The organism is Rhodoblastus sp. (assembly GCF_041915505.1).
Classification (GTDB): domain Bacteria; phylum Pseudomonadota; class Alphaproteobacteria; order Rhizobiales; family Beijerinckiaceae; genus Rhodoblastus.
In genome coordinates, this window is record NZ_JAYSBG010000020.1 from 1 (window position 1) to 23,139 (window position 23,139).

At 65.7% G+C, this 23,139-nt stretch carries 22 protein-coding genes and 2 pseudogenes; 7 read left to right on the forward strand and 17 right to left on the reverse strand.

The genetic code is table 11. The features are described 5' to 3' along the window. Both ACE3S9_RS02690 and ppc read left to right on the forward strand, forming a co-directional pair. A pseudogene (locus tag ACE3S9_RS02690) lies at positions 1–266 on the forward strand (DNA mismatch repair protein MutT); the annotation flags it as partial. Between the two features lie 28 nt (positions 267–294). Beyond that, positions 295–3,051 carry a phosphoenolpyruvate carboxylase gene (gene ppc, locus ACE3S9_RS02695; protein WP_374544889.1) on the forward strand — a complete coding sequence of 919 codons (2,757 nt, stop codon included), beginning with the start codon at positions 295–297 and terminating at the stop codon, positions 3,049–3,051. A 76-nt stretch (positions 3,052–3,127) separates the two neighbouring features. Here the strand turns inward: ppc and ACE3S9_RS02700 are convergent, their stop codons facing one another. The 7 genes from ACE3S9_RS02700 to ACE3S9_RS02730 form a co-directional block, all read right to left on the reverse strand. Next, positions 3,128–3,415: an HdeA/HdeB family chaperone gene (locus ACE3S9_RS02700; protein WP_374544890.1), complete on the reverse strand. Its 288-nt coding sequence runs from the start codon at positions 3,413–3,415 to the stop codon at positions 3,128–3,130. A 28-nt stretch (positions 3,416–3,443) separates the two neighbouring features. Then, entirely contained in the window at positions 3,444–3,752 is a 309-nt protein-coding gene (locus tag ACE3S9_RS02705) for an HdeA/HdeB family chaperone (RefSeq protein WP_374544891.1), read from the reverse strand. Between the two features lie 339 nt (positions 3,753–4,091). After that, positions 4,092–4,571 carry an ATP F0F1 synthase subunit B gene (locus tag ACE3S9_RS02710; protein ID WP_374544892.1) on the reverse strand — a complete coding sequence of 160 codons (480 nt, stop codon included), beginning with the start codon at positions 4,569–4,571 and terminating at the stop codon, positions 4,092–4,094. 11 nt (positions 4,572–4,582) lie between these two features. Beyond that, the gene (locus ACE3S9_RS02715) at positions 4,583–5,134 is read right to left on the reverse strand and encodes a F0F1 ATP synthase subunit B' (RefSeq protein ID WP_374544893.1); all 552 of its coding nucleotides are present in this window, start codon (positions 5,132–5,134) and stop codon (positions 4,583–4,585) included. A 78-nt stretch (positions 5,135–5,212) separates the two neighbouring features. Then, the gene (locus ACE3S9_RS02720) at positions 5,213–5,440 is read right to left on the reverse strand and encodes a F0F1 ATP synthase subunit C (RefSeq protein ID WP_283366989.1); all 228 of its coding nucleotides are present in this window, start codon (positions 5,438–5,440) and stop codon (positions 5,213–5,215) included. Positions 5,441–5,494: 54 nt separating this feature from the next. After that, on the reverse strand, positions 5,495–6,256 hold the full coding sequence (locus tag ACE3S9_RS02725; protein WP_374544894.1) for a F0F1 ATP synthase subunit A: 762 nt from the start codon (positions 6,254–6,256) through the stop codon (positions 5,495–5,497). Positions 6,257–6,307: 51 nt separating this feature from the next. Next, the gene (locus ACE3S9_RS02730; protein ID WP_374544895.1) at positions 6,308–6,649 is read right to left on the reverse strand and encodes an AtpZ/AtpI family protein; all 342 of its coding nucleotides are present in this window, start codon (positions 6,647–6,649) and stop codon (positions 6,308–6,310) included. 379 nt (positions 6,650–7,028) lie between these two features. Between ACE3S9_RS02730 and ACE3S9_RS02735 the strand changes: the two genes are divergently transcribed. After that, positions 7,029–7,607, forward strand: coding sequence for a TMEM175 family protein (locus tag ACE3S9_RS02735; RefSeq protein ID WP_374544896.1), 579 nt, complete (start codon positions 7,029–7,031; stop codon positions 7,605–7,607). An 8-nt stretch (positions 7,608–7,615) separates the two neighbouring features. Here ACE3S9_RS02735 and ACE3S9_RS02740 read toward each other — a convergent pair whose 3' ends face one another. The 6 genes from ACE3S9_RS02740 to ACE3S9_RS02765 form a co-directional block, all read right to left on the reverse strand. Beyond that, positions 7,616–9,079: a mechanosensitive ion channel family protein gene (locus tag ACE3S9_RS02740; RefSeq protein WP_374544897.1), complete on the reverse strand. Its 1,464-nt coding sequence runs from the start codon at positions 9,077–9,079 to the stop codon at positions 7,616–7,618. Between the two features lie 118 nt (positions 9,080–9,197). Then, positions 9,198–12,653 (reverse strand): chromosome segregation SMC family protein, encoded by a 3,456-nt coding sequence (locus ACE3S9_RS02745; RefSeq protein WP_374544898.1) that lies wholly within the window; start codon positions 12,651–12,653, stop codon positions 9,198–9,200. Positions 12,654–12,922: 269 nt separating this feature from the next. Further along, entirely contained in the window at positions 12,923–14,485 is a 1,563-nt protein-coding gene (gcvPB, locus tag ACE3S9_RS02750) for an aminomethyl-transferring glycine dehydrogenase subunit GcvPB (RefSeq protein ID WP_374544899.1), read from the reverse strand. Then, positions 14,482–15,828 (reverse strand): aminomethyl-transferring glycine dehydrogenase subunit GcvPA, encoded by a 1,347-nt coding sequence (gcvPA, locus tag ACE3S9_RS02755; RefSeq protein WP_374544900.1) that lies wholly within the window; start codon positions 15,826–15,828, stop codon positions 14,482–14,484. Before gcvPA ends, gcvPB begins: the two co-directional genes overlap by 4 nt. Positions 15,829–15,840: 12 nt before the next feature. After that, positions 15,841–16,509, reverse strand: coding sequence for a DsbA family protein (locus tag ACE3S9_RS02760; protein WP_374544901.1), 669 nt, complete (start codon positions 16,507–16,509; stop codon positions 15,841–15,843). A 125-nt stretch (positions 16,510–16,634) separates the two neighbouring features. Beyond that, positions 16,635–17,126, reverse strand: a complete 492-nt coding sequence (locus ACE3S9_RS02765) for a DUF721 domain-containing protein (protein ID WP_374544902.1) — start codon at positions 17,124–17,126, stop codon at positions 16,635–16,637. Between the two features lie 37 nt (positions 17,127–17,163). Here ACE3S9_RS02765 and mutY point away from each other — a divergent pair, with 37 nt between their 5' ends. Genes mutY through ACE3S9_RS02780 form a run of 3 tightly spaced genes read left to right on the forward strand, consistent with a single transcriptional unit; the run spans position 17,164 to position 19,514 of the window. After that, positions 17,164–18,285: an A/G-specific adenine glycosylase gene (gene mutY / locus ACE3S9_RS02770; RefSeq protein WP_374544903.1), complete on the forward strand. Its 1,122-nt coding sequence runs from the start codon at positions 17,164–17,166 to the stop codon at positions 18,283–18,285. Positions 18,286–18,307: 22 nt separating this feature from the next. Beyond that, the gene (locus ACE3S9_RS02775; RefSeq protein ID WP_374544904.1) at positions 18,308–18,577 is read left to right on the forward strand and encodes an Imm74 family immunity protein; all 270 of its coding nucleotides are present in this window, start codon (positions 18,308–18,310) and stop codon (positions 18,575–18,577) included. A gap of 49 nt (positions 18,578–18,626) precedes the next feature. After that, complete coding sequence (locus tag ACE3S9_RS02780) at positions 18,627–19,514, forward strand: neutral zinc metallopeptidase (protein WP_374544905.1); 888 nt, start codon at positions 18,627–18,629, stop codon at positions 19,512–19,514. A gap of 20 nt (positions 19,515–19,534) precedes the next feature. On the opposite strand, the gene ACE3S9_RS02785 is transcribed toward ACE3S9_RS02780, so the two are convergent. After that, positions 19,535–19,717: a cupin domain-containing protein gene (locus ACE3S9_RS02785; protein ID WP_374544909.1), complete on the reverse strand. Its 183-nt coding sequence runs from the start codon at positions 19,715–19,717 to the stop codon at positions 19,535–19,537. Positions 19,718–19,964: 247 nt separating this feature from the next. After that, entirely contained in the window at positions 19,965–20,720 is a 756-nt protein-coding gene (locus ACE3S9_RS02790) for an SDR family NAD(P)-dependent oxidoreductase (RefSeq protein WP_374544906.1), read from the reverse strand. Positions 20,721–20,815: 95 nt separating this feature from the next. Between ACE3S9_RS02790 and ACE3S9_RS02795 the strand changes: the two genes are divergently transcribed. After that, positions 20,816–21,715 carry a LysR family transcriptional regulator gene (locus ACE3S9_RS02795; protein ID WP_374544907.1) on the forward strand — a complete coding sequence of 300 codons (900 nt, stop codon included), beginning with the start codon at positions 20,816–20,818 and terminating at the stop codon, positions 21,713–21,715. Between the two features lie 38 nt (positions 21,716–21,753). On the opposite strand, the gene ACE3S9_RS02800 is transcribed toward ACE3S9_RS02795, so the two are convergent. Together ACE3S9_RS02800 and ACE3S9_RS02805 are read right to left on the reverse strand one after the other, a co-directional pair. After that, a complete protein-coding gene (locus ACE3S9_RS02800) occupies positions 21,754–22,290 on the reverse strand; it encodes a cupin domain-containing protein (RefSeq protein ID WP_374544908.1) in 537 nt (178 codons plus the stop codon). A 9-nt stretch (positions 22,291–22,299) separates the two neighbouring features. Beyond that, positions 22,300–23,139 (reverse strand): annotated as a pseudogene (locus ACE3S9_RS02805) (radical SAM protein); the annotation flags it as partial.

Sequence of the window (23,139 nt, forward strand, 5' to 3'; positions counted from 1 at the left end):
GCGAGCTGGAGGAGGAGGGCGGCCTGAGCGCCGGCGAGCCGCCGCGCCTGATCGGCTTCTATCACAACCCGCGCCATTCGCGGCGCGATCACGTCGCGCTCTATCTGGCGCGCGGCGTGACCCAGGCGGCGCCGCGCGCGCCGGACTGGGAAATCGCCGAATCCGGTTTTTTCGCGCTCGATGCGCTGCCCGCCGACACCACGGCTTCGACGCGGGCGCGGCTCGACGAATTTTTCCGGCAGACCGCGCCGAGCCCGACCTGGTGACGACGCGGCCGCCACAGCGGAGAGGGACATGATGGAATCGACGGCGACGCAGGACGAGACGGACAAGCAGCGTCCGCTCTACGACGACATTCGCCTGTTGGGGCAGATCCTCGGCGACACCGTGCGCGAGCAGGAAGGCGAGGCCGTTTTCGGGCGGATCGAGCAGATCCGGCGGCTGTCGGTGGCGGGCCAGCGCCGGACCGATCCGCAGGCCGGGCGCGAGCTCGACGCTTTGCTGCAGGATCTGAGCCCGGCGGAGACGGTTTCAGTCATCCGCGCCTTCGCCTATTTCTCGCATCTCGCCAATATAGCCGAAGACCGCCATTTCCTGCGCCGGCGCGCCGCGCATGAGCCGCAGACCCAGCCGGGCGGCCTCGCCTATAGTTTCGAGCGCCTCGCGGCGGCGGGGATTTCCGCCGAGCGCATCGCGGACTCCCTCGGCGATTCCTATGTCTCGCCGGTGCTGACGGCGCATCCGACCGAAGTGCAGCGGCGTAGCACGCTCGACGCGGAACGCGCCATCGCCGATCTGCTGGCGGCGCGCGAGCACAGCCGCAACGCCGCCGAACTGGCGGAGAACGAGACGCAATTGCGCGCCCGCGTCGGGCAGCTCTGGCAGACGCGCATCCTGCGCATGACGAGCCTGACCGTGCGCGACGAGATCGACAATGCGCTGCTCTATTACCGCTCGACCTTCATCCGGGAAATTCCCCGGCTTTACGAGCAATTGGAGCGCAGGCTCGGAAGGCCGGTGGCGCCTTTCTTCCGTATGGGGAACTGGATCGGCGGCGATCGCGACGGCAATCCCAATGTCGACGCCAATACGCTCGAAACCACGGTCCAGGCCCATGCCGACGTGATTCTGCGGCATTATCTGGTCGAGGCCCATCTGCTCGGCGGCGAATTGTCGATGTCGCGCACCTTGATCGATTGTTCGCCGGAGCTGGAGGCGCTCGCCGAGGCCTCGGGCGACCCCAATCCACACCGTTCCGACGAAACCTATCGGCGTGCGCTGATCGGCGTCTATGCGCGACTCGCGGGCACGCTGACGGCCCTGACCGGCGGCGAGGCGATGCGTCACGCGGTCGCCCCCGGCGCGCCCTATGACAGTCCGGAGGATTTCCGCCGCGATCTGGTCATCGTGCGCGATTCGCTCGTGGCCCATCATGGCGGCGCGCTGGCCGCCGGGCGGCTGGCGCGGCTGATCCGCGCGCTCGATGTGTTCGGTTTCCACATGGCGACGACCGATCTGCGCCAGAGTTCGGACCGGCACGAGGCCGTGCTGAAGGAATTGCTGGCGGCCGTGCGCATCGCGCCGGATTATTCCGCGCTCGGCGAGGATGAGCGCGTCGCCCTGTTGCTCGGCCTGCTGTCCGATCCGCGCCCGCTGCGCGCGCCGAACATCGCTTATTCCGAGGCTTTGCGCGGCGAACTCGCGGTATTCGAGGCGGCGCGGGAGGCTCGCGCCAAGATCGGCCCCGGGACGATCCGCCATTACATCATCAGCCATACCGAAAGCGTCAGCGACCTGCTCGAAGTCATGGTCCTGCAAAAGGAATGCGGACTGCTGCACGGCACGCTGCATCCGTCGGAGCGCGAGTCGGCGCGGCTGGAGCTGATCGTCACGCCTTTGTTCGAAACCATCGAGGACTTGCGCGCCGCCGAGCCGATCATGCGCGCCTTTTATGCTCTGCCGGGCGTCGCCGATCTGGTGCGCCGCTCCAGCGGCGCGCAGGACGTGATGCTGGGCTATTCGGATTCGAACAAGGACGGCGGCTATTTCACCTCGACCTGGGAGCTTTATCGCGGCTCGACTGCGCTCGCCAGCCTGTTCGATTCGCTGCCCGGCATTCGCCTGCGCCTGTTCCACGGTCGCGGCGGCGCGGTCGGTCGCGGCGGCGGCCCGTCCTATCAGGCCATTCTCGCCCAGCCGCCCGGCACCGTGCGCGGCCAGATCCGCTTGACCGAACAGGGCGAGGTCATCAACGCCAAATACGCGAATCCGGACATTGGCCGGCGCAATCTCGAAACGCTGATGGCGGCCAATCTGGAGGCGAGCCTGCTGGTCGACGGCGAAAAGCCCGCGCCGGAATTTCTCGCCGCCGCCGAGGAGCTGTCGCGACTGTCGATGCGCGCCTATCGCGGGCTGGTCTATGAGACGCCGGGCTTTGTCGATTATTTCTACGCCGCCACGCCGATCGCGGAGATCGCGGAGCTGAACATCGGCTCGCGCCCCGCCTCGCGCAAGCCGACCCGGCGAATCGAGGATTTGCGCGCCATTCCCTGGGGCTTTTCCTGGGGCCAGAGCCGGGTGGCTCTGCCCGGCTGGTTCGGCTTCGGCGCCGCCGTCGAGGGCTTTTTGCGCGAGGACGGCGAGGCTCGCAAGGCGCTGCTGCGCCGGATGAACGAGGAATGGCCGTTTTTCCGCACGCTGCTGTCCAATATGGACATGGTGCTCGCCAAGGCCGATCTCGACATTGCGCGGCGCTATGCCGATCTCGTGCCCGATCGCGCCGCCGCCGAGGCCATTTTCGCGGCGATCGAGGCGGAATGGGGCCGCGCCGTCGCGGCGCTCGAAATCGCCACCGGGCAGAACGCGCGCCTTGCGGACAATCCGGCGCTCGCCCGCTCCATCGCCCATCGCTTCGCTTATATCGCGCCGCTGAATTATCTGCAGGCGGAATTGCTGCGGCGCTGGCGCGCGGGATCGATCGACCACAAGGCGCGGGTCGGCATCCTCATCGCCATCAACGGCATTGCGGCGGGATTGCGCAATACGGGCTGAAACAAAGGAAAAGCCCTCCTGCTTGGGCAGGAGGGCTCGTCATCGGATCAATCTCCGACGGCGCCGAACAGGCGGCTCAGTGGGCCTTTTCCATCACGACGGTCAGAAGCTTGTCGCCTTTGTGCTCGGCGCAATATTTGCCGATCACTTCATGATTGCGCTTCACATAGCGTGAATCGATTGTGGTCAGGTTCTTGGTCGAGCTGTAATAGCCGCCGAGCCAGGACGACACCAGAAGCTTGTCTGCTTCCGGCAGGGCCGCGAACTGGCCGCAGGTGATCAGCGACATGTCGATACCGACCTGCGCCTTGGCGGGAACGGTGAAGGCGAGCATCGCCGCCGCGAGAATGAGCTTGGTCTTCATATTCTTTCTCCGGATGGCTTGATGCGGATCACTGCTTCTTCACGGCCTGGTTGACGGCGGCCTGAACCACGCCGAACAGCTGGTCCTTCGGATTGGCGGCGCAATATTTGGCGATATTGGCGGTATTGCGATGGAACGCTTCGAGATCGACCAGGGTGTAGCCGAGCTTCTGGTTGAACCAGCCGCTGAACCAGGAGGCGACCATGTCGGCGTCCGCCGGCGACATGGCGACAAATTCGCCGCAGGTGATCTTGGTCGTGTCGATCATGAGCTGGGCCGAGCTGACCGTCGGCGCCAGAGCCAACCCCAGAGCCAGGCAAATCGCTGTTTTTTTCATGTTTCACCCCTTAAATCCGCGCCAATGGGCAGGAATGTGCGCGAGTAGGATCCGCCAGGAATGGCAAGCCCCATTCTGACGTTCGTTTTGTTCAAATACGGCCGGAGACGCGCCGTCGCCGATCAAAATATACGGACGTCCTGTTCCGCCGCGATGGCACAAAAGCACGTTTTTTTTGGGAACGCCAGAGCGTGACAGGAGATACTTGCGCAATTAACGCTTCACTTGGCGGGAATTCTGAAATCTATTGCGACGCCTTGAAGACAAAAGAAAAAGCCGGCGTCGAAGCGCCGGCTTATTCGTTCTTCTTTGCCTAGAAAACGATCAGTTCACCAGCGCTCAGTTCACCAGCGCCCGGACATTGGCGATGCCCTGATCGACGAAGGCGGCGCCATCGGGTCCGGCGGCGCTGGTCTTGAGGACGGTCTCGGAGGCCTTGATCGCGGCGTCGACGGCCGCGGCGCGAACGTCGGCGGTCGCCTGGGCCTCGGCCTGGGCGATCTTGTCCTCGGCCTGCTTGGTGCGGCGGGCGACATATTCCGTGACGCGGGCCTGGGCTTCCTTGGACAGAGCCTCGGCTTCCGCCTTGGCCTGGGCGACGATCGAGGCGGCCTGGGCTTCGGCTTCGGCGGTCTTGGCGGCGAAGCTCTGCATCAGGGCCTGGGCCTCGGCGCGCAGCCGGGCGGCCTCCGCCAGTTCGGCCTTGATCTTGTCGATGCGGCCGTCGAGCGCGCCGGCCAGCTTGGTGTGCACGCCCAGATAGCCGAGCCCCATCACGAACAGGACGAAACCCAGGGCGACGAAAAATTCAGCGTCCATGTTGCGCTCCTTCAGGCCTTCGCGGCGGCGATCGCGGCGGAAACGGCGGCCGGATCGGCCGGCTTGCCGGTGATATGTTGCAGGATGGCCTGCGCGGCGTCGGTCGCGATCGAATCGACATTGGCCATGGCCGCGGTCTTGGTGGTCGCGATCTGGGCCTCGGCGGCGGCGAGCTTGCCGTTCAGCTCGGCTTCGAGCGTGGCGCGGCGAGCGTCGGTCTGCTTCTGCACCTCGGCATGGGCGGCCTGGCCCAGCTCCTGCGCCTTGGCTTTGGCGGCGGCCAAGGTCTTTTCATGCGCGGCGGCGGCGGCGGCGGCGTCATCCTGCGCCTTGGCGGCGGCGGCGAGGTCGGAATCGATCTTGTCCTTGCGGGTGGCGAGGATCTTGGCGACGCGCGGCAAGGCGACCCGGGACATCAGATAGTAAATGGCGCCGAAGGTGATCGCCAGCCAGATGAGCTCCGCCACGAAATTATTCGGGTCGAAGGGCGGGAAAACGCCGCCTTCATGCGGGCCGCCAGGAACCTCGGTTCCGGCCTGATGCCCTTCAACGTCACGAGCCATGAGACGATCCTAGCTTGTCGATCCTAGTTTGACGGGATGAAGAGCGCGCCGGCCCTGTGAGGCCGGCGCGCGCAAAAATTACTTCACGAACAGCAGAATGATCGCGACGAGGAACGCGAAAATGCCGAGACCTTCGGCGAGCGCGGCGCCGATGAAGGCGCGGCCGAACTGGCCGTCGGCGGCGGACGGATTGCGCAGCGCCCCGGAGAGGAAGTTACCGAAAATCGTGCCGACGCCGATGGCGGCGGCGCCCATGCCGATCGCCGCAAGACCAGCGCCGACATATTTGGCTGCAACAGGATCCATCTTAGAACTCCATTCGATTTTGAAGGGCGACCATTTGTTGTTGGGATGAAATTATCAGTGGCCCGGGTGAATTGCGTCGTTGAGATAGACGCAAGTGAGGATGGCGAACACATACGCCTGAAGGAAAGCGACCAGCAGCTCGAAGGCGGTCAGGAGAACGATGCCGACCAGCGGCAGCGGCGCGAGCAGCGAATAGATGCCGGCGCCGAGCAGCAAGGTGACGAAGCCGCCGAACACTTTCAGCGTGATATGGCCCGCGAGCATGTTGGCGAAGAGACGAACCGAGAGCGAAATCGGCCGCGAGGCGAAGGAGATGACCTCGATCAGGACGATGAACGGCAGCAGCAGCGGCGAAACGCCCGACGGAACGAACAGGCGCAGGAAATGCGTTCCGTGCTTGTAAAAGCCGTAAGCCATCACCAGCAGGATGATGAAGGCGGCGAAGGCGAAGGTGACGATGATCTGGCTGGTGACCGTAAAGGTGTAGGGGATCAGGCCGATCAGGTTCGAGAACAGCACGAACATGAAGACCGAGAACACGAAGGGGAAGAATTTCATGCCCGCTTCGCCGGCGGTCTGCCGCACCGTGCTCGCCACGAATTCATAGGACATTTCGGCGAGGGTCTGGAGGCGGTTGGGAACGATATGCTCGCCGGAGGTGCCCACCACCATGATGAAGGCGATCACCGCGAGAATGATCACCATGAACAGCGAGACATTGGTGAAGGAGGCGTCGATGCCGCCGAGGCTCAGGGGCGCGATGACGTTGATGTGGAATTGGTGGATCGGATCAATCGCGGGACCAGCTTCCGACATGTTCTGCCCTTCACTTTATGCGGGCGCCCCCGCTTGCCATACTTGCGCGACCTAGCGGCCGCGTCGCCCCTGCGGCGCGACCGCGAGGCGATAGATGTTCCAGAAGCCCGCGGCGACGCCCAATCCCATGAACAGGATCAGCAGCCCCGGGCTTGTGCCAAACCATGTGTCGAGCTGCCACCCAATGAGGGCGCCCACCACAATGGCGGCCACGAATTCAGACAGCACGCGAAAGCCGAGGCTCATCGCCTGCCCAAGGCCCTTGTCGGTCAGATCCGCTTCCGCCTTGCGCTCGGCCTCGTCGCGGCCGGATTCGCGTTGCGCCTGAAGGTCGGTCGTCAATTTGGCGAGCCGCGCCTTCAGTTCTTCGGCGTCATCCGGCCTGTCCTGCATCGATCCTTCCCAATGCTCATGGCTCCCTGAGCCATGGCGCCGACGGCGCGGAATGGGTCCGGCGGCCGCCCATCGTCGCAGTCGCCGCTCTCGCAGGAGGTCGTCCGGACGAGGCCCGATGAGGAATCGGACTCGTGGGATGCGTGACATCCCGCCCTTCTTGAACCGGGCGCACCATATTGACGCCTCCGCCCCCTGTCAAGACAAGCGCGGCTTTTCTATGACATAAATAACACATTGAAAATCAACAGAAAAATATGCTTCCGTCGCAGCCTGTCCGAAGGTCGCAGAAGGCTTCTCGACCGACGGGCGGAGGCCGGCGGCTTGTTCGGGCGCCGGGATAAGCTAGAGTTGGGCGGGATCGGGACAGGAGACAGGCGTGACGAGCGAGCGGTTGAAGGCTTTTTCCGATGGCGTGCTGGCCATCATCATCACCATTATGGTTCTTGAGCTGAAGGCCCCGCATGGCGAGGATTTCGCCGCGCTCTGGCCGCTGTGGCCGACCTTTCTGGCCTATGTGCTGAGCTTCATCTATGTCGGCATCTATTGGAACAACCATCATCACCTGTTCGCGGTGGTCGAAAAAGTGAATGGCGCGGCGCTCTGGGCCAATATCCACCTGCTGTTCTGGCTGTCCCTGTTGCCTTTCGTGACCGCCTGGGCCAGCGACAGCCATTTTGCGCGCGATCCCGTGGCGCTTTATGGAATGGTGCTGCTGGGGGCGGCTTTCGCCTATTATCTGCTGGTGGTCTCTCTGCTCCGGGCGCAAACGGGCAGGACCTTACTGCATACGGCCATCGGCAATGACTTCAAGGGCAAGATCTCGATCGTGCTTTATGTCGCGGGGATCGTCGGAACCTGTCTGAGCCCCTGGATCGGCTGCCTGGTCTATGTCGGCGTCGCGGCCCTGTGGCTCGTGCCCGATCGCCGAATCGAATCGCGGCTGCACGAGGCTTAGCCCGGCCTCTACACGCCGTTATGGCGAAATAGGCTTTGAATCTTCGCCAGCAGCTGCCCCCTCGCTCCCACGCCGGGGGTGACGCTGACGACGACGCGACGTTCGAGAATGTCGAGCCCGCGCCGGGCCGATCGCTCCAGCGCCGACGCCAGAAATTCATGTTCGGCCAGCAAGGTCGCGAGACCCTCGCGCGGCAGGCTGTAAACTAGGCAGTGCGTTCGCGCGGTGACCGTCGCCGCATGGGCGACCCCCGTCAGCAGGCCGATCTCGCCGATATATTCGCCGGCCCCGATACAGCCGAGGGTTTCGACCGATCCCTCCCTTTTTCGCGCGACTTCAAGGACGCCGGAGGCGATCAGGAACAAGGTTTGGTCCGTGGAGCCCTCGGCGAACAGGATGTCGCCGGGCTCCAGCCGGTTGGGCCGAAGCGCCGCCGCCACCGCGTCGAGCTGGGCGTCCGGCAAGCCTTCAAACAGGATCAGCCCACGCGCCAGTCGCCGGGCGGAAGCGATCTCGTCGCGCGAATCGAGTCCGGGCGCGTCGGCGGGGCTTCGCTCCAACAGGCCTGAATAATGCAACTGCCGGCGAACGCTGCGCAGCAGCATGTCCTTCGTCTTCGACAAGGCGGCCGTGCTTTCGACGACAAAGGCGATTTCATAGCGGTTGCGCTCGCGTCCCAGTTGCGTCAGCAGGGCGCTTGGCGTGTGCGCCTTCAGGATGTGCGGACATAGCATGGTCGCGTGGACCAGATGTTCGATGACGCGTTCCGGCGGCGCGAAGCTCGGGCAAAAATATTCGACGGACGCCGATCGCTGCTGATTGGGAAAGCTGCGATTGACGATCTGGGCCTTGGCGACAATGCTGTTCGGGATGATGGCGATGTCATTGCCGTCAGTCTGGACGCGTATCGAGCGCCAATTGACCTGGACGACCTGTCCTTCGATATTGTCGCCGATCCGGACGCGGTCCCCGATGCCAAAGGGCGCCTCGACGCCGACGGCTATGCCAGCGAAGACGTCGGCGAGCGTGTTCTGAAGCGCCAGGCCGAGGACGATGGCGACGACGCCCGAGGTCGCGACCACACCGCTGACCGGAAGCGCAAAGACCGAACTCAGAACCACCGCGCCGGTTGCAAGATAAATGGCGGCGGCGGCCAAATCCGAAAACAGACGGGCCTCGCGGGACCGCCCATCGTGGCCGATCAAGGCGCGCAGACCGGCGACCGACAGCCGCGCGGCGAACAGCCACCAGCCGCCGCCAATCGCGCGAAGGGCGATCGCCGACGGCGTCGTGGCGCTGTCCAGGGGAGAAAAAATCGGGAAAACGCCGAGCGAATAAAAATAGGCGCTGATCGCCAGAAATCCGGCGCCGTCGAACAGCAGGCGGGCGGTTGCGGAGACCCGCCGCAGCAGGACGTCGCCGAGGACGACAAGGGCGAGGAACAACGCGGCGGCTATGAACGGCGGAGCCAATCCTCTTCCTCCACCTTATCGCGGCGTTTCGATCGGCCCTAAACTAATCCATCCATCCTTGCGAACTCAACCGGGCTGAAGGCGCCCACCTCCGCGCCGCGTCCGGCGGCATTGGCTGTCAGCTCGCCTCCAGCAGGCGCTCGGCCTGCTCCAGCTCCACCGACACCAGTTGCGACACGCCGCGTTCGGCCTGGGTGACGCCGAACAATCGGTCCATTCGCGCCATCGTGATCGGATTATGAGTGATGGTGACGAAACGCGTGTCGGTCTTGCGGCGCATGTCGTCGAGCAGGTCGCAGAAGCGTTCGACATTGGCGTCGTCGAGCGGCGCGTCCACCTCGTCGAGCACGCAGATCGGCGCCGGATTGGTCAGGAACACCGCGAAAATCAGCGACATGGCGGTGAGCGCCTGTTCGCCGCCGGACAGCAGGGTCATGGTGGCGGGCTTCTTGCCCGGCGGCTTGGCGAGAATCTCCAGCCCGGCCTCCAGCGGATCGTCCGATTCGACCAGTTGCAGCTCGGCCGAACCGCCGCCGAACAGCAGCGCGAACAGGTCGCGGAAATGGGCGTCCACGCGGGCGAAGGCGTCGAGCAGGCGCTCGCGGCCTTCCTTGTTGAGGGCGCCGATCGCCGCGCGCAATTTGCGGATCGCCTCGGTGAGGTCGTCGCGCTCGGCGACCATCTTGGCCTGTTCTTCCTCCACTGCCGCCAATTCGTCCTCGGCGCGCAGATTGACGCCGCCCAGCCGCTCGCGGTCCTGTTTGAGATTGGTCAGCCGGGCGCTGACGCCGTCCATCGGCGGCGGTTCGGCGCCTTCCGCCAGCCCGGCGAGCGCGGGCAGGCCGGTGGGCGCGCAGCTCAATTGCTCGCCAATGTCGCGCACGAGAATCTGCAGCCGGGTCTTGGCGGCCTCAGCCTGGGCTTCGAGCCGGGCGCGGATTTCGCGCGCCGCGCTCATGGCGTCGAGCGCGGCGCGGGCGACGCGGTCGGATTCGGCCAGAGCGGTTTCGCCCTCGGCGCGGGCGTCGGCGGCGCCTTTTTGCGCGGCCTCGGCCTCCTCGATCTTCCCGGCCAGCGAGCGGCGCTGGAGCAGGAATTCATCCGGCGCGTCCTCGAGCTTCACCAATTCCTCCTGCGCCTCGGCCAGTCGGAATTCGATCTCCTCGGTCTGGAATTGCGACCGCGCGCGGCGGTCGAGCCAGCTTTTCCGCTCATGGGCGATGGCCTCGCGGCGGCGCAAACGGGTCTCGGCCTCGCGCGAAAAAGCCTGCAAGGCGGCGCGGGCCTCGGCGGCCTCCGCCCGGTCGACGGCGTTGGCGGCGCGGGCGGCGTCGCGCTCGCCGAGCAAAGTGGCGGGCTCGGCGACATTGTCGAGCGCCTCGCGCGATTCGATCAGCCGTTCGCGGGCCCCGTCGCGCAGGTCCTCGGCGCGTTTGCGCGCATCGTCGAGATTGGCGAGGCGGGACAGGAATTGCGCTTGGCGCCGCTCGGCGGCATTGGCGTTTTCGCGCGCCTCCACCAAGGCCTTTTGGGTCATGCGCGCAGCTTGACGAGCACGCTGGTCGGCCTCGTTGGCCGCCGTCACGGCGGCCTGCGCCCCCTCCATCTTTTCCTGCAGCGCCTCGACCGCCTCGCGCGCCGCTTCCGCCTCGATTTCGAGATCGCCGAGCCGGTTCTTCTCGGCCAGACGCCGCGCAGCGGGCGTGGGCGCCTCGGCGGCCTGGGTGAAACCGTCCCAGCGCCAGAGATCGCCCTCGATCGAGACGAGGCGCTGGCCGGGTTTCAGATGCTGGCGCAGGCTCGCGCCCATCGCCCGCGACACGAGGCCGATCTGGGCGAGGCGGCGATAGAGCGCGGGCGGGGCGCTCACCCATTCGGTCAGCGGCCGCGCGCCGGGGGGCAGGGCCGGGTCGCCGCCGCTCTGGGTCACGGCCCAATAGGTTGGAGCGCTGTCGTCGTCGGAGGCGTCGAGATCGTCGCCAAGCGCCGCGCCGAGGGCGGCCTCGTAGCCCTTGGCGACGACGATGCGCTCCAGCACGGCCGGCCAGCCGGCGCTGGCGCCCGTGCGCAGCAGATTGGCCAGGGTCCGCGCCTCGGTTTCGAGCTTTTGCGCCTGTTTTTCAGCCTCGGCCAGCGGTCCGCGCAGAAAAGTCTCCTCGTCGCGGGCAAGCGCGAGAGCGGTTTCGGCGGCGAGCGCGTCTTCCTCAGCCTGGGCGGCGGCGTCCATCAGCCGCTCGGCCTCGGCGAGCGATTCGGCCAGTTCGGCGTCGCTTTCCGCGCTTTCGCGCAAGGCGGCGATTTCATCCTCGGCGCGCGCGAGCTCCGTCTCGAAACGCAGCAGCGCCTGTTCTTCGCGGCGCGCGGCCTCGGCCAAGGCGTTTCTTTGCGCCTCGGCGTTGGAAAAGGCGTCTTGCGCCTGTTCCAGCGCCAATTCCGAGGCGCGCAGCTTTTCTTCCGCCTGCTCGCAGCGCAGCCGCGCTTCTTCGACCAGATCGGATTCGACCTCGCCGGAGCCGGCCAGTTCCTCGTCTTCCGAATCGAGGCGAGCCAAAGTCGCGGCGGCGTCCTCGTAATGGGCGCGCTCGCGGGCGAGGTCGGAGGCCGCCTGCGCGATGCGGCGCTCCATCTCGGTCTTGCGCTCGGCGGCGCGCTTTTCCTCGCCATCGAGCGTTTCGCGCGCCAGCACCAGACGTTGCAGCGCGGCCGCGGCCTGGGTTTCGGCGTCGCGCAGAAAGGGCATGCGATGGGCGGCGAGCGCCTGAAGGCGGGCGGCCTCGGCCTGCTGGCGGGTGCGCTCGGCCACATCGACGATATTGGTTTCGAAGGCGTGTTGCGCCTCCTCAGCCTCTTTCGCGGCCTCGCGGAAGGCGATCAGCGCGACCAGGGCCTCGTGGCGGCGGATTTCGGCGGCCAGCGCCCGATAGCGCGCCGCCTGTTTCGCCTGTCGGCGCAGCGAATCGGCCTGCGCGCCGATCTGGGTCAGCACGTCTTCGAGCCGGACCAGATTTTCCTCGGCGCCCTTGAGGCGCAGTTCCGCCTCGTGGCGGCGGGAGTGCAGCCCCCCAATGCCGGCGGCTTCTTCGAGAATGCGGCGGCGGGCCTGCGGTTTGGCGGCGATGATCTCGCCAATCTGGCCTTGCCGCACCATCGCAGGCGAACGCGCGCCGGAGGAGGCGTCGGCGAACAGCAATTGAACGTCGCGGGCGCGCACTTCGCGGCCATTGACCCGATAGACCGAGCCCTGCTCGCGCTCGATGCGGCGGGTGATTTCGAGAATGTCGGAATCGTTGAAGACGGCGGGCGCCGAGCGGGCGCTATTGTCGAGCACCAGCGCCACTTCGGCGTGATTGCGGGCGGGCCGCGAGCCGGCGCCGGAGAAGATGACGTCATCCATGCCGGAGGCGCGCATCTGCTTGTAGGAATTCTCGCCCATCACCCAGCGCAGGGCCTCGACGAGATTGGATTTGCCACAGCCGTTCGGTCCCACGACGCCTGTCAGGCCGGGGTTGATCACGAAATCGGTCGGCTCCACGAAGCTCTTGAAGCCGGTCAGGCGCAGCTTGTCGAATTTCATCGGCGGGCTGGGGCTCTCCCTGTTCCCATTATGGAACAAGGCGCCAGAAGGCCCGGCAAATCAAGCGCAACCGGGGCAAAAACTGGGGAAAAGCAGCGGCCGGCATCCCTTCACGCCGACGCCAATCGGGCCGGCATCCCTTCTCCCCTTGCGGGAGAAGGTGGCGCGTCAGCGCCGGATGAGGGGGTATCCTGCGGTTGGCGCCCCCTCATCCGTCTCGCCGCTTGGTGGCGATCCACCTTCTCCCGCAAGGGGAGAAGGTAGGCCCGTCAGACTTCCACCGGTCCGGGCTTTGTCCAGCGCAGGACCGGCTTGCGGGCGGCTTTGGTCTCGTCGAGCCGCTTGCGCGGGGCGTAATAAGGCGCGCCGAGAAAACGCTCGGTCTCGCCGCGCAGGGCCCGGAAGGCGAGATCGCGCAAGGTCGCGAGGAACAAGGTCAGCGAAACCAAGGATTCCGATTCGGTCGGCTCGATCAGCATGGCGCCATGCGCGACCAGCGGGAAATAGACCGTCATCGGGTGGAAACCCTCGTCGATCATGGCTTTGGCGAAGTCCAGCGTGGTGATTCCGGCGTCCTTCAGCCAGCGGTCGTCGAACAGGACCTCATGCATGCAGATCCGGTTGCCGAAAGGCGAAGACATCAGGTCGCTCAGGCCGACGCGGACATAATTGGCCGCCAGCACCGCGTCCTCCGACGCCTTGGCCAGTCCGTCGGCGCCATGGGACAGAATATAGGTCAGCGCGCGGACGAACATGCCCATCTGGCCGTGGAAGGCGGTCATGCGGCCGAAGCTTTGCGCGCCTTCGGTCTGTTCGACCAGCGTCAGGCTGTCGCCCTCGCGCCGGAGGAAAGGCACCGGCGCATAGGCCGCCAGCCGGCTCGACAGCACGACGGGGCCGGAGCCCGGCCCGCCGCCGCCGTGCGGCGTCGAAAAAGTCTTGTGCAGGTTGATATGCATGGCGTCGACGCCGAGATCGCCCGGCCGCACCTTGCCGACGATGGCGTTGAAATTGGCGCCGTCGCAATAGAAATAAGCCCCAGCCTCGTGGACCAGCCGCGCGATTTCGACAATGTCGCGCTCGAACAACCCGCAGGTGTTGGGATTGGTCAGCATGATCGCCGCGACATCCGGCCCCAAAGCGGCCGCGACCGCGTCGGGATGAACCAGACCGTCCGGTCCGGCCGGCACGGCGCGCACCGAAAAGCCGAGCGCGGCGGCGGTGGCCGGATTGGTGCCGTGGGCGGATTCCGGCGCCAGCACCACCTTGCGGGTCGCCGCCTCGCCGCGCGCGGCAATGGCGGCCTTGATGGCCATCATGCCGCACATTTCGCCATGGGCGCCCGCCTTGGGCGACAGGGCTACGGCTTCCATATTGGTCAGTTTCAGCAGCCAGTGCGCCAGTTGCTCCATCAGGGCCAGCGCGCCCTGGACGGTGGAGAGCGGCTGCAGCGGATGGATGTCGCCGAAACCCGGCAGCCGCGCCATTTTCTCGTTGAGGCGCGGATTGTGTTTCATCGTGCAGGAGCCGAGCGGATAGGGCCCGAGATCGATGGCGTAATTCTTCTGCGACAGCCGCACATAATGGCGCATCGTCTCCGGCTCGGACAGGCCCGGCAGGCCGATCTCGCTCTTGCGCTCCAGCCCGCCGAGACGCGGCGTGAAGGGCGCGGGCGGGTCGATGTCGACGCCGGAAAAATCGTTGCGGCCGATCTCGAAGATCAGCGCCTCGTGGACCTCCAGGGCGCGATTGCCGGTAAAGGTCCCCGGCGCATAGGCGCTCGTCTCGGATGTTTCGGCGCGGGGTTGGGTCGGGCGGCCTTCCTGGTTCATGCGCCGATCTCCCCCTGAAGCGCGGCGAGGAAGGCGGCGCGGTCCTCATCCGTATTGACCTCGCTCGACGCCACCAGCAGCAGGTCATCGAGCCCAGCCCCCGGCAGAAGGCGCGAGACCGGGACGCCGGCCAGCACGCCGCGCGCCGCCATGCGCTCGACCAGCGCCGCCGCCGAACCCTTCACGCGCAAGGTGAATTCGTTGAAAAAACTGCCGTTCAGCACCGCGACGCCGGGAACCTTTTCCAAGGCCTCGGCCAGAGCCACGGCATTGGCGTGGTTGACGAGCGCGAGCTGTTTCAGCCCTGTCTCGCCCAGCAGCGACAGATGAATGGAAAAGGCCAGAGCGCACAGGCCGGAATTGGTGCAGATATTGGATGTCGCCTTTTCGCGGCGGATATGCTGCTCGCGGGTCGAGAGCGTCAGCACGAAGCCGCGCCGCCCATCGGCGTCGACGGTTTCGCCGCACAGCCGCCCCGGCATCTGACGCAGATATTTTTCGCGCGCCGCGAACAGGCCGAGATAGGGGCCGCCGAAAGCAAGGCCGTTGCCGATCGACTGGCCTTCGCCGACAACAATATCGGCGCCCAGCGCGCCGGGCGATTCGACCAGCCCGAGCGAGAGAATTTCCGTCACCGCGGCGATCAGCAGCACGCCCTTGGCGCTGCAGGCCTCGGCCAGCGGGCGCAGGTCGCGCAGATTGCCGAACACATCCGGATTCTGCACGACCACGCAGGAAAAGCTGTCGTCCAGCGCGCCGATCAGGTCTTCCGCCGCAAGCGGGTCCGGCGGCAGGATGACGATCTCATCCTCCGCCATATCCGACAGGGTGCGCGCGGTCTCGACATAATGCGGGTGCAGTCCGCCCGAAACCAGCGCCTTGCGCCGCCGCGTGACGCGATGCGCCATCAGAATGGCCTCGGCCGTCGCGGTCGAGCCGTCATACATCGAGGCGTTCGCCACCTCCATGCCCGTGAGATTGGCGACCTGGGTCTGGAATTCGAAAAGGACCTGCAGCGTGCCCTGGGCGATTTCCGGCTGGTAGGGCGTATAGCTGGTAAGGAATTCCGAGCGCTGGATCAGATGATCCACCGTCGCCGGGACATGATGTCTATAGGCGCCCGCGCCGACGAAGAAGGGAACCGCGCCCGCCGCGACATTTTTCGCCGCGAGCGCCGACAAAAGCCGCTCGACCTCAAGCTCCGACTTGCGCCGGGGCAGGTCGAGCGGTTCGGTCAGCAAGGCGTCGCGCGGCGCGTCGGCATAAAGGTCGTCGATGGTTTCGACGCCGATTCGCGCCAGCATGTCTTCGCGATTTTCGGCGCTGAGCGGCAGGTAACGCATTCAGGGCGCTCCTTACGGCTTCAGGAAGGGGGCGAGGATTTCGTCGAGCTTGTCGGCGGGGATTTCGCCGGAATGTTTCTCGCCATTGATGAAGAAGGTCGGCGTCGCATTGATGCCGAATTTCTGCGCGGCGGTGTCGCGGATCTGGTTGATCTTGTCGAATACCGCCTGATCGTTGAGGCAAGCCTCGAAGGCGGTCGGTCCCATGCCGGTCTGCTTGACGGTGTCGCGCAGCGCTTCCAACGGATTGTTCACAAAGGCCCAATTCTTCTGCTGCTGGAACAGCAGCTCGACCACCGCCTCGCGCTTGTCGCCCGCGCAGCGCGCCAGCATGGCGGCGGCGGCGGCGAGCGGATCGAGCGGGAATTCGCGCAAGGTGAAGCGCACCTTGCCGGTGTCGATGAATTTCGACCGCAGGATCGGGAAGACCTCGGTGTTGAACCGGGCGCAATGGCCGCAGGTCATCGAGGCATATTCGATGATGGTCACCGGCGCCTTGGGATCGCCCAGCCAGATGTCGGGCAGCGGCGGCTCCGCCATCAGCAGGTCGAGTGGAGCCTTGGCCGGAGCCTCCGGCGCGGCCTTTTGCGCCTGCGCGGACAAAGGCGAGGCGGCGAGAACCAGCGCGGCGCCGAAACCGAGCAGACCACGGCGCGTGGCGCCGAAGCGGGAGCGAGACATGGAGCGATCCTGCGTGACGGAAGCAATAGCCCTTCTTATACGCTCGCGCCGCGAGTCGCAAAGCGCGCCGGCCGCAATGCACAAAGTTCTGGGCTATATGGTTTCGCCAGATGGTTTGGCAGTGCTCATCCTTTGGCGGCCGGGCCGGTCAGCGCCCTGGCGCCGAGCCGGACCATCGCCTGACGCAGGTTTTCGTCGGCCAATCCCTGCGCCGCCTGCTCGGCGCGGGCCAAGGCCGCCGCGTCCGGCGGCGGCTTTTTAGCCGCGCGACCGGCGCGGCTCAGCGGTCCCTGGCGGATCGCCAGCCGGCCCACCGCGCGCCAGCCGAGATGGGCGTTGACGCGCTCGACTAGAACCGGCGCGGCATATTGCACTTCCAAAGCCATGGCGCCGGCGACCCGCAGCACCAGAGTCGCCGGCTCGATCGGCGCGTCGGGCGGCCTTTTGGGGGGGCGCGGCGGCCATTGCAGCTTGATCGGCTCGCTGCAGGCGGCGAAGCGCTCGCCGACAATGTCGTCCCAGTGCAGAATGAGGCTGGATTCGCCAAAACCCTGTTTGGCCAGAACCGGGTCGACCGCCGCGCCGACGAGGTCGGCGAGCGGGACGGGTCGGGACATTTTCGGACGCGGCGGCATAAGCCATTGTGGGAGGCTCATGGGCAAAAGCAAGATCGAAAGCGCGGGATTCGGGGATCGGCTGCTCGCCTGGTACGACCGCCATCGCCGCGAGCTGCCCTGGCGCGCGGCGCCCGGCGTCAGGCCCGATCCCTACGCCGTCTGGCTGTCGGAGGTGATGCTGCAGCAGACGACGGTGGCCGCCGTCCGCGATTATTTCGCCCGGTTTCTCGCCTTGTGGCCGGGAGTGGACGACCTCGCGGCGGCGCCGGTCGAAGCGGTCATGCAGGCCTGGGCGGGGCTCGGCTATTATTCTCGCGCCCGTAACCTGCACGCCTGCGCGCAAGAAATCGTCGCCGATTTCGGCGGGCGTTTTCCACAGGACGAGGCGGCCTTGCGCAGCCTGCCGGGCATTGGCGCCTATACGGCGGCGGCCATCGCGGCGATCGCCTTCGACAGGCCGGCGATCGTGGTCGACGGCAATGTGGAGCGCGTGACCGCGCGCCTGCGCGCCCTGGAGACGCCGCTGCCGGAGGCGAAAAAGGTGATTTCCGCTCTGGTCGCGCAACTCGCGCCGGCGACGCGGCCGGGGGATTTCGCCCAGGCCATGATGGATCTCGGCGCGACCATCTGCACGCCGCGCTCGCCGTCCTGCATCCTCTGCCCGTGGCGGGAGGATTGCGCCGCGCGGGCGCTCGGAGCGCCGGAGGATTTCCCGCGCAAGGCGCCGAAAAAGCCGAGGCCGCTGCGGCGCGGCGCGGTCTTCTATCTGAGCCGCGCCGACGGCGCCGTATTGACGCGGACCCGGCCGCCGCGCGGGCTGTTGGGCGGCATGGACGAATTTTTCGGGACCGACTGGCGCGCGAGCCGCCCCGAGGACTGGGCTGAGACTTTGGCGCCATCGGGGGCGGGCGCGCCGCTTCCCGGAGTCAATTGGGCGCTGGCCGGCGAGATCGATCACGTCTTCACCCATTTCGCCCTGAAGCTCGCCGTTTTCGTAGGCGCCGCGCCTGCGGGGACGCCCGCGCCCGAGGGCGGACGATGGCGCGATTCGGCCGGAATGCGGGCCGCCGCCTTGCCGAGCGTGATGCGAAAGGCGGAGCGCGCGGCGGCGAATTTTCTTTCCAAATCGGACTTGTCTGGAGCGCGGATCAGTCCATGATGCGCGGGCGACGGAGGCGGGGATGAGCAGGAAGCGCGGCGACCGGCCGGAGGTGGAGCTGACGGAGGGCGCCATTCGGGTGGTCTGGAGGGGCCGCACGCGCACGATCCTGCCCGCGGCCGCGCCGCCGAACGCCGAGGAGGCCGCCGATTTCATCGTCGCGCTCGACGATCTCGTCTGCTGGGATCCGCCGGACGAGGAAACCGAGATCGACATGAAGGAATTGCAGCGCATCCTCGAAGCCATCGACGACGCCTTCGACAAGCTGGGGCTTGAAGTGGCTTACGAATGACGGCTTTGACCGTCCGATATTCACATCGCCTGTGCGGAGACCATCTGCGATGAAATGGGAAGATTTCCGTCAGTCCGACAATATCGAGGATCGCCGCGACGACGGCCCGATGATGGCCGGCGGGGGCGGCTCGTCCGGCCATCTCGGCCTGGGCGCGATGATCGTGCTCGGCCTGATCGGCTATGCGCTCGGCATCGACCCGCGCCTGCTGATCGGCGGGGCCGAAATGGTCAATCAGATGGGCGGCGGCCGGCAGCAGCAGCAGGCCGCGCCGCAGCGCGAAATGGGCGCGCCGAAGGATCAGGTCGGGCGCTTCGTCTCTGCTATCCTCGCCGAGAACGAGGACGTCTGGAAAGAGATCCTGCCCGCCCAGACCGGCGTGAAGTTCAAGCCGGCGCCAATCGTTTTGTTCAACGGCGCGACTTCGTCGGGCTGCGGCACCGCGCAATCGGCGATGGGGCCGTTCTATTGTCCGCTCGATGGCAAGATTTATCTCGACACTTCGTTCTTCCGCGACATGAAGAACAAATTCGGCGGCGGCGGCGATTTCGCCTATGCCTACGTGATTTCTCACGAAATGGGTCATCATATCCAGGATCTGCTCGGCATTCTGCCCAAGGCGCAGGCCGCGCAGCAGAACGCCTCCTCGCAGGCCAAGGCCAATGCTATTTCGGTGCGGATCGAATTGCAGGCCGATTGCTTCGCCGGCGTCTGGGCGGCCAACGCCAATCAGAAATGGCAGGTGATTGAGCCAGGCGACGTGGAAAAGGCCATCGCCACTGCGCAGGCCATCGGCGACGACCGCTTGCAGCAAGCCTCGCGCGGGCGGATCGTGCCCGATTCCTTCACGCATGGCTCGTCGGCGCAGCGCGTGCAATGGCTGGAGACGGGCCTGAAATCGGGCAAGGTCTCGGATTGCAATACTTTTGCGCAGTGAGATCAGCGCGCGCAGTGAGATCAGCCCAGCGACCAGCCGGGCGGCGCCAGTTCGAAGCCTGAAAACAGGAAGGCCGGCGCGACCACGCAGGAAACCAGCGTCCAGGCGCCAAGGCTTTCCGCCGCCTGCCAGCCGCCGGCCGGGACGACCGCCTGAAAGGTCTCGCCGCCGCCGAGGTCGGGGCCAAGCCGGATTTGCTCAATTTTTCCGCCGTCATTGCGAGCGGAGCGAAGCTATCCATCTTCCAGCCTGTCGGGAGATTGCAATGGATTGCTTCGCTCCGCTCGCAATGACGAGCTTTGCGTTTCAGCGCTGATCTCCAACCGAACGCCGTCGGCAGCGGCGACAGTAGACGTGACGCGAACTCCGTGAGCTGAGGGGATTGAAGGATTTTTGCGGTTGCCGTCGCCGGGCCGGGCCGGCGACGATTCTGGCAGGGCGCAGGCCAGGTTAGATCTGGGCCTGGCCGCCATCGGCGAAGAGTTCGGCGCCATTGACAAAACTCGCGTCGTCGGAAGCCAGAAACACCGCGGCCTTGGCGATCTCGTCGGGATCGCCGACACGGCCGAGCGGGATTTTCGCGGCGAGGAAATCGACCAAAGCCTGCTGCTGTGCGGCGTCGGGGCCGGCGAGATCGACGAGGCCCGGCGTCCGGATCGCGCCGGGGCTCAACGTGTTGACGCGAATCTTGCGATCTTTGAGATCGAGGATCCAGTTGCGGGCGAAGGCCCGCACCGCGGCTTTCGAGGCGGCATAGACGCTGAACGCCGCCGTGCCCTCAATCCCCGCCGTCGAGCCGGCCAGAATGATCGAAGCGCCATCGGCGAGCAGCGGTAGCGCCTTCTGCACCGTGAAGAGTACGCCTTTGACGTTGCGGTCAAAAGTGTCCTGATATTGCTGCTCTGTGATCTGGCCGAGCGGCAGAAACGATCCGCCGCCGGCATTGGCGTAAAGCACGTCGATGCGGCCGGCCTGGGCCTTCACCTGGGCGTAGAGCGCGTCGAGATCGGCGAGGCGCGAGACGTCGGCCTGGACGCCCACGGCGCTGCGGCCGATAGCGGCGACGGCGGCGTCGAGTTCGGCCTTGCGGCGGCCGGTGACATAGACGCGGGCGCCCTCGGTAGCGAAGCGCTTGGCGGCGGCGAGGCCGATGCCGCTCGTTCCCCCGGTGACGATGGCGACTTTATTGGCGAGTTTCTGAACCATGGCTGTGTCTCCTTGCTGGTTGATGGCCGGAGGATGACAGCGGGGCTGTATTTGCGATATAGAAATAATTGAAACTTATCATTGCAGAGTTGTCGATGTCGCAGCTTCCAGATTTTGAGGGACTGGCCCTGTTCGCCAAGGTCGCCGAGGAGGGCTCCTTCGCAGGCGCGGCGCGGGTGATGAATGTTTCGGTCGCGACGGTGTCGCGTGCGATCGCGCGGCTCGAAAAGCGGTTGGGAGGTCGCGTGCTGAACCGCACCTCGCGCAAGATCGCGCTGACCGCGTTTGGCCACACGCTCGCCGAGCGTGCGAGCCGGGTGCTGGCGGAGGCCGAGGAGGCCGAAAGCGCTGCGCGCGAACTGTCCAGCCGGCCGCGCGGCATGGTCAGGCTCGCCGCGCCCATGTCGTTCGGCCTGCGCGAGGTCGCCGGATTGATGCCGGAGTTTTTTAGGCTTTATCCGGAAATTCACGTCGATCTGCATTTGAGCGACGCGACGGTCGATCTGATCGGCGAGGGTTATGACGCCGCACTGCGGATCGCGGACCTGCCGGATTCATCGCTCATTGCGCGCCGCTTGCGCCCGATCAGCCGGTTTGTCGTCGCGTCGCCATCCTACATTGCGCGTTATGGCCGACCGCAATATCCAGCCGAACTGAACGCGCACCATTGCCTGGGTTACGCCTATCGCGCCCGCACCCAAAACTGGCGCTTCCGCAACGACGCCGGCGAGGAGATGACAATTACGCCGTCTGGTCCGCTCAATGTGACCAACATCGACGCTCTGGTTCCAACCGTCTTGTCGGGATTGGGCATTGCGGAACTCCCATCCTTTGTGGCGGATGATTATCTCGCCGACGGACGGCTGGAGCATCTTCTCCCGGACTGGCGCTTGCCGTCAGGCGCTCTCTATTTTGTGACTCCCGCCTCCAAAGTGAGGGCGACCAAGGTTGCCGCGCTGAGCGATTTTTTCGCCACGCATCTGGCGCGAAGCTGAGCGCGAGGGAGCTGCGCCGCAACGGATTCGACGAACAGCTATCCCGGCGACCAGCCGGGCGGCGCCAGTTCGAAGCCCGAAAACAGGAAGGCCGGCGCGACCACACAGGAAACCAGCGTCCAGGCGCCGAGGCTTTCCGCCGCCTGCCAGGCGCCGGTCGGGACGACGGCCTGAAAGGTCTCGCCGCCGCCGAGGTCGGGGCCAAGCCGGATTTGCTCAATTTTTCCGCCGTCATTGCGAGCGGAGCGAAGCAATCCATTGCCATCGTTCGACAGGCTGGAAGGTGGATTGCTTCGCTCCGCTCGCAATGACGACCCTCGCGTTTCGGCGCTGATTTCCAGCCTCAGCGGCGCGCCGGCCTGCCAGATCCATAATTCCGCCGCGTCCACTCGATGCCAGTGCGAGCGTTCGCCGGCCTTGAGCAGGAAGAAAATGCTGGTCGCGGCCCCGCGCCCGCCATCCGCCGGCGCGTCGCGCCAGATTTCGCGAAAGGCGCCGCCTTCCGGATGCGGCGCGAGGTCCAACGCCACGCGCACCGCCTCCGCGTCGAGCGAGGGATCGCGCAAGTCGATCATGCCGAAGCCTTATTCCGCGGCGTGAATGGCGGCGTTCTTGCGGATGATCTCGTCGCGCTTCTTGCGCGCCAGAGCGCCTTCGCTGCCCGACGTGGCGTGATAAAGCGCCATTTCCTCGAATTCCTCGGCGCCATAATGGGCGATGGCTATATCGGTATAGGTCGCGCGGTCCGGCGCCTCCACGACCTCCTGCTGGAATTTCCGGAATTTTCGGATCGTCCGCCAATAGCCGAAAGCCTTGCGGACAGTGTCGTAGCCAAAGCGCGGATAGAAGATCAGCGGATTTTCCAGCTTCATGCCCGGACGGCGATCCTTGCGGAATTTCATCCGCAAGGCGCCGCCTTCGAGCGGATGCACGCCCTCATATTTGATCATAAGGTGGAACATCAGCAGTTTCGAGGTCAGCGACTTGATCGAGCGTAGCCCATGCACGGCGGAACGGCGCATCACCGTCTTCACATGATCGTCGGTGTAATAAGCGGCCCAGGCCGAACGATAGGCGTCCTCCCATTCCGCGTCCGACATTTTGGAATGATGGGTGACGCGATGGTTGAGGTCGTATTTGTTGAGGTCGGAATCCATCCATACGCCCTTGGCGTGCAGGCGCTTGTGGTCCTCCGAGCCCGGCAGCGGCGTCAGGAAGAAGAATTCGAGAATGTCGAGCGGCAGTTCGCGCTTGATGATCTCGATGTCGCGCAAAATGCTCGCCTTGGTGTCGGCGGGGAAGCCGAGAATATAGCCGGCGGCGGTATGGGCGCCGTGCTCGCGCCATTTCTGCAGCATGGCGCGATATTCGGTGATCTTGTTCTGGCGCTTCTTGGCCTCGATCAGATTGTCCGGATTGATGTT